Consider the following 8,201-nt stretch of genomic DNA (forward strand, 5'->3'; position numbering starts at 1 on the left):
GTACTAATAGGCCGAGGGCTTGTCCTCAGTTGCTCGCGTCCACTGTGTTGGTTCTGAAACCACGAACGGCCCCGCATGGGTCACATGCGGTGCGGCAGTGTTTGATTGTTCGCTCGAAACCAATAGTGTTTCGGTGGTTATAGCGTGAGGGAAACGCCCGGTTACATTCCGAACCCGGAAGCTAAGCCTTACAGCGCCGATGGTACTGCAGGGGGGACCCTGTGGGAGAGTAGGACGCCGCCGAACAATCTTTGGGAAGGACCCCTGGTCACCAGCGTTCAGCTGGGACCAGGGGTCCTTTCGTTTTTACAATGCTTGTGTACCGAAGACAGGAGTCACCGATGTCCACCAACTCTCCCGACGACCGACCGGAGCGCGACCAGCGGCGACGGGACAGTGGTGACCGCGGCGATCGTGGCAGCCGAGGGGATCGCGGCGGGTTCCGTCGTGACAACGACCGCGGTGGCAGCAGTGCCGGCCGTGGTGGGTACGGCCGGCGTGACGACCGTCGGGGCGATGACCGCGGTGACCGTGGTGGGTTCCGGCGTGACGACAGGCGTGATGACAGTCGCGGCAGCTACGGGCGCCGCGATGACCGCCGGGATGATCGGCGCGGTGGCGACGACCGAGGCTCTCGGCCTGCGTTCCGGCGCGATGACCGGCCCTCTGGGCCCCGTCGCGACGACCGCGACCGTGGGTTCCGGCGCGACGGTGACCGCCCCGCGTTCCGTCGGGATGACCGAGGCGAGCGGCGTGACGACAACCGTGGTGACCGTGGTGACCGTGGTGGGTTCCGGCGTGACGACAGGCGTGACGACAACCGCGGCAGCTACGGGCGCCGTGACGACCGCCGGGGCGACGACCGCGGGTATGGCCGTCGTGACGACCGCCGTGACGGCGGTGACCGTGGTGGATACGGTCGGCGTGACGATCGTGACCGTGGTGGGTTCCGCCGCGACGACCGTGATCGTGACCGTGGTGGGTTCCGGCGTGACGATCGTGGCGACCGTGGTGATCGCGGTGGCTTCCGTCGCGACGACAACCGCGGTGGCTACGAGCGTCGTGATGACCGTCGCGACGATCGTCGGGGCGATGACCGTGGTGACCGTGGTGGGTTCCGGCGTGATGACAGCCGGGGCGAGCGCGGGGGGTTCCGTGGGCGGGACGACCGACGGGACGACCGTGGTGGGCGCGGGCCTCGCAGGGACGACCGTGGTGGGCGGCCCGGTGGGTTCCGTGGGCGGGATGACCGGCGCGGTGGCGACGACCGGCGTGGCGGTGGGCGGTTCCGTGAGGAGCGGGACCGGGACCGCGACCGCGAGCCGATCAAGCGGCTGCCGATCCCCGAGGACGTCACGGGCGAGGAGATCGACAAGGACGTACGGCAGGAGCTTCAGAGTCTGCCGAAGACGCTCGCGGAGGATGTCGCCAGGAACCTGGTGATGGTCGCGCGGCTCATCGACGAGGACCCCGAGGGCGCCTACGGCTACTCCAAGGTGGCTCTGCGGCTGGCGTCGCGTGTGGCTGCCGTGCGTGAGGCGGCCGGGTTCGCGGCGTATGCGAACCAGAAGTACTCCGAGGCGCTCGCCGAGTTCAGGGCGGCGCGGCGGATGACCGGGAGCGTAGAGCTGTGGCCGCTCATGGCCGACTGCGAGCGTGGGCTCGGGCGGCCGGAGAAGGCGCTGGACATGGCCGGCGCCCCCGAGGTGCACAAGCTGGACAAGGCCGGGCAGGTGGAGATGCGGCTCGTCGCGGCCGGCGCCCGGCGTGACATGGGGCAGCTGGACGCGGCCATCGTGACGCTGCAGAGCCCCGAGCTCGCCTCCAACTCCGTACAGCCGTGGACCGCGCGGCTGCGGTACGCCTACGCCGACGCGCTGCTGGCCGCGGAGCGTCGGGGCGAGGCCCGTGAGTGGTTCGCGAAGGCCGTCGAGGCCGACAAGGACGGCAGCACGGACGCCTCCGACCGGCTTGCCGAGCTGGACGGTGTCGAGTTCGTCGATGCCTTCGACGAGAACGAGGACGAGGGCGGCAACGAGCCCGAGGGCGACGGTGCCGAGCAGGCTTCGGCCGGTCCCGACGAGGGCGACGAGAAGTAGGCGCGGGTGAAGTGAAGGGCGGGATTCCGGTGAGGGATCCCGCCCTTCGGCGTTTCAGAGGTCCAGTGCCCGCAGCACCAGGCCCGAGGCCGGTTTCGGGCCGAAGGACGTCGACTTGCGGGGCATCGTGACGCCCTGGCGGGCGAGGTCGCGTACGACGTCCTCGCGGACCGGGTGCATCAGGACGGCCGTACCGCCGTCGCGCTCCGCCTTGCGGACGGTGGCGGCGGTGTCGTGGATGTAGGCGATGCGGGTGGGGTCGTCCTCGGGGATGTGCCAGATGTGGGCGAGGAGCGTGGCGTGCAGGACCGTCGCGTCGAGGGTGCGCCAGGCGGTGGGGCGGTCGGTGGGGACCGTGCGGTCGAGGAGGGCCGGGTCCGGGTGGTCGAGGAGGTGGAAGGCGCCGTCTCCGGCGAGGAGATAGGCGTTGCCCGCGCAGGCCGCGTCGGCCAGGGCCTCCAGGGCCTCGGCGAGCGGGACGTCCAGGCGGCGTACGCGGAAGTGGCCGTCGAGGGCGGCCAGCGCGTCCGGTACGGGCAGGTCGTGCAGGAGGCGGTGGATGGCGCGGACGCGCAGGGGGTAGCGGGCCGTGTCGACCAGGAGGACGAGGCCGTAGTCCCAGGCGCTGGGTGAGGGGTGTTCCGCACGGAGCCGGCGGTAGGTCGCCCAGCGGTGGTGGCCGTCGGCGATCAGGGCCTGGTGGCGGGTCAGGTCGGACTGGACGCGGGCCAGGTCGGCCGGGTCGGTGATCGACCACAGGCGGTGGCTGAATCCGTCCTCGGTGGTGGTCGAGAAGAGTGGTGGGTGTTCGACCGTGCGCTCGATGAGGGCGGTGGTGTCGGTGGCCGTGCCGGTGCCGCGGTAGGTCAGGAGCAGGGGTTCGAGGTTCGCCGAGGTGGCGCGCATCAGGTCCGCCCGGTCGGCGACCACGTGCGGCATGACGTCCTCGTGCGGCAGGACCAGGCCCTCCGCGGGCTCCGTCACGCGCAGGGCGCCGATGACGCCGCGCTGGAGCATGCCGTCGCCGTCACGCTGTTCGTAGACGTAGAGGCCGGGCTCGGGGTCGGCGGCCAGGACGCCTTCGGAGAGCCAGCGGCGCAGGGTCTTGGCCGCCTGTTCGTTGCGGGCGGCGGGGGTGGCGGCCTGGGGGAGGATCAGGCGGACGATGTTGTGCGGGTCGGCGTCCTGGAGGTGGTGCAGGCCGTCGGGGCGGACGACGACGTCGTACGGAGGGGATGTCACGGCGGCCAGGCCGCCGACCCGGTCGGGATCGTAGCGGAGCCCTCGGAACGGGGTCAGTTCGAGGCCTCGGCGCTCCGTTGCTTCCGGGTGACCTGCTGTGTTCATCCCGGCATCGTACGGGTGTCAGTGGCATGGGGGATGATCGGGGGAAAGCCGTCGAACGAGGAGCGATGCGGAATGAGCCAGAGCGTCAGGACGAGGCCCGAGGGCTGTGGCCAGGCCCTGAGCGAGGCGTACGACACGGCGCTGCTCGACCTCGACGGAGTGGTGTACGCGGGCGGTGACGCGATCGTGCATGCCGTCGAGTCGCTCGCCTCGGCCCGGGCCGGCGGGATGCGTCTGGCGTACGTCACGAACAACGCTCTGCGCACTCCGGACACCGTGGCCGCGCATCTGACGGAGCTCGGCATACCGACCGGGGCTGGCGATGTCATCACCTCGGCGCAGGCGGTCGCGCGGCTGATCAGTGAGCAGGTGCCGGCGGGGGCGCGGGTGCTGGTGATCGGCGGGGAGGGGCTGCGGGTGGCGCTGCGGGAGCGCGGGCTGAAGCCCGTCGAGTCGGCGGACGACGATCCGGCGGCGGTGGTGCAGGGGTTCGGCGGGCCCGAGCTGCCCTGGGGGCGGTTCGCGGAGGCTTCGTACGCCGTCGCGCGCGGTGTGCCGTGGTTCGCGTCCAACACCGACCTGACGATTCCGAGCGGACGCGGGATCGCGCCGGGGAACGGGGCCGCGGTGGAGGTCGTGCGGATCGCCACCGGTGCCGAGCCGCAGGTGGCGGGCAAGCCGTTGCCTCCGATGCACCGGGAGACGATTCTGCGCACGGGTGCCGAGCGGCCGCTGGTGGTCGGGGACCGGCTGGACACGGACATCGAGGGCGCGTTCAACGGGGAGGTCGACTCGCTGCTGGTGCTGACCGGCGTGACCGACGGCGCCCTGCTGCTCGCCGCGCCGCCGCAGCACCGGCCGACGTATGTCGATGCCGATCTGCGGGGGTTGCTCGGCGGGCAGCCGGAGGTGTCCGCGGTCGGGGAGGGCTTTCGGTGCGGTGGCTGGACGGCGACCGCCGGGGCGGAGCGGCTGGAACTCGACGGTGACGGTACGGCCTTGGACGGGCTGCGGGCGCTGTGCGCGGCGGCCTGGACGGCGGCCGGGGACGGCTCGTGCACGCTGGATGCGGGGAAGGAGCTGGCGCGGCTGGGGTTGTGACGCCGCTGAGCGGAATCGTGGCCGGGGCTGTGACGTCGTACGGCGGGATCGTGGCTGAATGGGAGGGTAGGCTAACCTAACTGCGTGTTGGTCGACAGTCCTCCCGAACCGCGCGCGGAGTCCCCGTCCGCGCCCCCAAGCCGACGGGCGATACGTGCCGTTGGGCTGCTTGTCTCTGTCCTGATCCTGGTGGTCGTCGCGTTGGCGAGCATCGCGATCGGGGCGAAACAGCTGTCCCTGGGGGAGGTCTGGCACGGACTGTTCGAGAGTTCCGGGACCTACGGCGACGTCGTGGTCGACGACCGGATCTCGCGCACCGTCCTCGGGCTGCTCGCCGGGGCCGCGCTCGGTCTCGCCGGGGCCGTGCTGCAGGCGCTGACCCGCAACCCGCTCGCCGATCCCGGTCTGCTCGGCATCAACGCGGGCGCGTCCGCCGCGGTCGTCACCGCCATCACCTTCTTCGGCGTCACCAGCCTGAGCGGCTATGTCTGGTTCGCCTTCCTCGGCGCGGCCGCGGTCGGGGCGATGGTCTGGTTCCTCGGCGGAAGCCGGGGTGCCACACCGGTGCGGCTCGCGCTCGCCGGTACGGCGATCAGCGCCGCGCTGTACGGCTATCTCCAGGCCATGATGATCATCGACGACGCGGCGCTGAACAAGATGCGCTTCTGGACGGTCGGTTCGCTGACCTCGGCGACGGACTCGACCATCAGGCAGGTGCTGCCGTTCCTCGTGGTCGGCATGGTCCTCGCGCTCGCCCTCGCCCGGCCGCTGAACGCCATGGAGATGGGCGACGACACGGCCAAGGCCCTCGGCGCGAACCTGAACCGCACCCGGGTGCTGTCGATGCTCGCCGCCACCGTGCTGTGCGGGGCCGCGACCGCAGCCTGCGGGCCGATCGTGTTCGTCGGCCTGATGGTGCCGCACGTCGTGCGCTCGTTCACCGGGCCCGATCTGCGCTGGATCCTGCCGTACGCGGCCGTGCTGTCGCCCGTGCTGCTGCTCGGCGCCGACGTGCTCGGCCGGATCGTGGCCCGGCCCTCGGAGCTCCAGGTCGGCATCGTCACCGCGATCCTCGGCGGACCGGTCTTCATCTTTCTCGTACGACGGCGGAGGACGGCCCAGCTGTGAGGACGGCACTGAAGAAGGAAGCGACGAGCGAAGAGAACGACGACGACGTGCGGGGCGCGGCAAGGAGCGCAGTGAAGCCGGTTCGGGCCAACCGTGCCGTGCGGGCCCCGGGCGGGCTCTCCGTCCGGTTGGACGTCCGGGCGCTGACCGTCGTCGTGCTGTTGCTGCTCGCCGCGCTCGCCGCGAGCGTCGTGCTGATCGGCACCGGCGACTTCCCGATCTCGGCGGGCGACGTGCTCAGGACGCTGGTCGGCGACGGGAACGCGGGGCAGGAGTTCATCGTCAACGAGCTGCGGCTGCCGCGGGTCCTGGTCGGGCTCCTCGTCGGGGCCGCGCTGGGCCTCGGCGGTGCGTTGTTCCAGGCGCTGTCCCGCAACCCGCTGGGCAGCCCCGACATCCTCGGGCTCGGGCAGGGGGCCACCGCCGGCGCGCTCATGATGATCGTGCTGTTCTCCGGGGACGCCGGCCAGGTCACCGTCGGCGCGCTCGTGGGCGGACTCGCGACCGGGCTCGCCATCTATCTGCTCGCCTGGAAGCGGGGTGTGCACGGTTATCGACTGGTCCTGGTCGGTATCGGCATGTCCGCGATCATGATGGCGGTCAACGGCTATCTGCTGACCAAGGCCGATCTCGTCGACGCGGCCCGCGCGGTCGTGTGGATGACCGGATCCCTCAGCGGCCGCGACTGGGCCCAGGTCTGGCCGCTGCTCGGGCTGTGCGCCGTCCTCGTACCGCTCGTCCTCGCCAACGCGCGCGGGCTGCGGATGATGGAGATGGGCGACGACGTCTCGTACGCCCTCGGGGTGCGCGTCGAACGCGTACGGCTGCTGCTGATGCTGTCCGCCGTACTGCTCACCGCGGCCGCCACCGCCGCCGCGGGACCCGTCAGCTTCGTGGCGCTCACCGCCCCGCAGCTCGCCCGGCGCCTGACCCGCTCGCCCGGCCCGAACCTGCTGCCCTCGCTGTGCATGGGCGCCGCCCTCCTCGTCTCCGCCGACTGGATCTCCCAGCGGGTCTTCGGCGCCGACCAGCTGCCCGTGGGCGTGGTCACGGGCGTGCTCGGCGGCGTGTATCTGCTGTGGCTGCTGGTCACCGAGCGCAAGGCGGGCCGGATATGAGCGCCGGTAAGGGCAACGAGAACAGCAGTGGGCTGAACAACCGAAGGAGCACCGTGAACCGCCTGTCCGCCGACAACGTCACCCTCGCCTACGACCAGCGGGTCATCGCCGAGCAGCTGTCGGTGGAGATACCCGACAACTCCTTCACCGTGATCGTCGGCCCGAACGCGTGCGGCAAGTCCACCCTGCTGCGGGCGCTGTCCCGGATGCTCAAGCCCAGCCAGGGCCGGGTCCTGCTGGACGGGCAGGTCATCCAGTCGATGCCGGCGAAGAAGGTCGCGCGCACGCTGGGCCTGCTGCCGCAGTCGTCGATCGCGCCCGACGGGATCACCGTCGCCGACCTGGTGGGCCGCGGCCGGTACCCGCACCAGGGCATCCTGCGCCAGTGGTCGACCGAGGACGAGCGGGTCGTACAGGAGTCGATGGAGCAGACCGGGGTCGCCGAGCTCGCGGATCGCTATGTCGACGAACTGTCCGGCGGTCAGCGCCAGCGCGTGTGGATCGCGATGGCCCTCGCCCAGCAGACGCCGCTGCTGCTGCTCGACGAACCGACCACCTACCTCGACATCCAGCACCAGATCGACGTCCTCGACCTGTGCGCCCAGCTGCACGAGGAGCAGGGGCGCACCCTGGTCGCCGTCCTGCACGACCTCAACCACGCCGCCCGGTACGCCACCCACCTCATCGCCCTGCGCGGCGGGGCCGTGATCGCCGAGGGCGCGCCCAACGACATCGTCACGGCCGAGCTGGTCGAGGACGTCTTCGGGCTGCGGTGCCAGGTCATCGACGACCCGGAGACGGGCACGCCGTTGGTGGTGCCGGCGGCGCGGAAGGCGCGTGAGCAGGTCAGGAAGGAGCGGGGCGACCAGGGCGGCCGGGCCGAGAAGGTGGCGGCTACAGAAGCTTCCTGAGCGTCAGCAGGTCGCGCACGCCCGCGTGCAGCTTCACCCGGCCCGAGCCCCAGGCCTTGGCGAAGTGCAGCTCGCCGTCGACCAGGGCGACCAGGTCGTCGCCGGTCATGCTCAGTCTGATCTGGGCCTTCTCCCGGGGCGGTCCCTGGAGGGTCTGGTGCACATGGATCCGGCCGCCCGACATACGGCCGGCGAAGGTGACGTCCAGGTCGGTGATGTGGCAGCTCACCGAGCGGTCCAGGGCAGCGGCCGTGCGGGCGTCCCCTTCGGCGCGCTGCATGTTGTCCGAGAGCTTTTCGAGTGCGGCGCGGCACTCCTCGATCGTGGCCATCGCGATCGACGGTACCCCAGCGGTTCGGGGTAGCGTCTGGGCATGAGCGACACGGTTCCGGAGACGGAGATCCCGGTGGCGGAGGCGGCGGACGAGCACACCGTCCAGGACGAGTACACGGCTCAAACGGTCGAACCCGAGTACGACCCCGCGGCCCCCGCCCCGC

8 protein-coding genes and 1 rRNA gene are annotated in these 8,201 nt (G+C 71.3%); 7 read left to right on the forward strand and 2 right to left on the reverse strand.

All coding sequences use genetic code 11. The features are described from left to right. Positions 1–129 precede the first annotated feature (129 nt). The 3 genes from rrf (at position 130) to L0P92_RS39205 (ending at position 2,099) form a co-directional block, all read left to right on the forward strand. Positions 130–246, forward strand: a 5S ribosomal RNA gene (rrf, locus tag L0P92_RS39195). Positions 247–462: 216 nt separating this feature from the next. After that, complete coding sequence (locus tag L0P92_RS39200) at positions 463–1,443, forward strand: hypothetical protein (protein ID WP_234767918.1); 981 nt, start codon at positions 463–465, stop codon at positions 1,441–1,443. Next, positions 1,335–2,099 (forward strand): hypothetical protein, encoded by a 765-nt coding sequence (locus L0P92_RS39205; protein WP_234767916.1) that lies wholly within the window; start codon positions 1,335–1,337, stop codon positions 2,097–2,099. The genes L0P92_RS39200 and L0P92_RS39205 overlap by 109 nt, the downstream gene beginning before the upstream one ends. Positions 2,100–2,153: 54 nt before the next feature. Here L0P92_RS39205 and L0P92_RS39210 read toward each other — a convergent pair whose 3' ends face one another. After that, positions 2,154–3,446 carry a DUF1015 domain-containing protein gene (locus L0P92_RS39210; protein WP_234767911.1) on the reverse strand — a complete coding sequence of 431 codons (1,293 nt, stop codon included), beginning with the start codon at positions 3,444–3,446 and terminating at the stop codon, positions 2,154–2,156. Between the two features lie 72 nt (positions 3,447–3,518). On the opposite strand from L0P92_RS39210, the gene L0P92_RS39215 reads away from it, so the two are divergent. The 4 genes from L0P92_RS39215 to L0P92_RS39230 all read left to right on the forward strand — a co-directional run bounded on the left by L0P92_RS39215 (position 3,519) and on the right by L0P92_RS39230 (position 7,704). Beyond that, positions 3,519–4,547, forward strand: coding sequence for an HAD hydrolase-like protein (locus L0P92_RS39215; protein WP_234767912.1), 1,029 nt, complete (start codon positions 3,519–3,521; stop codon positions 4,545–4,547). Positions 4,548–4,631: 84 nt separating this feature from the next. Next, positions 4,632–5,675, forward strand: coding sequence for a FecCD family ABC transporter permease (locus tag L0P92_RS39220; RefSeq protein WP_234767913.1), 1,044 nt, complete (start codon positions 4,632–4,634; stop codon positions 5,673–5,675). A gap of 71 nt (positions 5,676–5,746) precedes the next feature. After that, positions 5,747–6,793, forward strand: a complete 1,047-nt coding sequence (locus L0P92_RS39225) for a FecCD family ABC transporter permease (RefSeq protein WP_234767917.1) — start codon at positions 5,747–5,749, stop codon at positions 6,791–6,793. Continuing rightward, positions 6,790–7,704 carry an ABC transporter ATP-binding protein gene (locus L0P92_RS39230; RefSeq protein WP_234767914.1) on the forward strand — a complete coding sequence of 305 codons (915 nt, stop codon included), beginning with the start codon at positions 6,790–6,792 and terminating at the stop codon, positions 7,702–7,704. The genes L0P92_RS39225 and L0P92_RS39230 overlap by 4 nt, the downstream gene beginning before the upstream one ends. Here L0P92_RS39230 and L0P92_RS39235 read toward each other — a convergent pair. Next, complete coding sequence (locus L0P92_RS39235) at positions 7,688–8,035, reverse strand: SCP2 sterol-binding domain-containing protein (RefSeq protein WP_234767915.1); 348 nt, start codon at positions 8,033–8,035, stop codon at positions 7,688–7,690. The two genes, L0P92_RS39230 and L0P92_RS39235, sit on opposite strands and share 17 nt — an antisense overlap. Between the last annotated feature and the right edge of the window lie 166 nt (positions 8,036–8,201).

The organism is Streptomyces muensis (assembly GCF_021474425.1).
In the GTDB taxonomy this organism is placed as follows: Bacteria; Actinomycetota; Actinomycetes; order Streptomycetales; family Streptomycetaceae; genus Streptomyces; species Streptomyces muensis.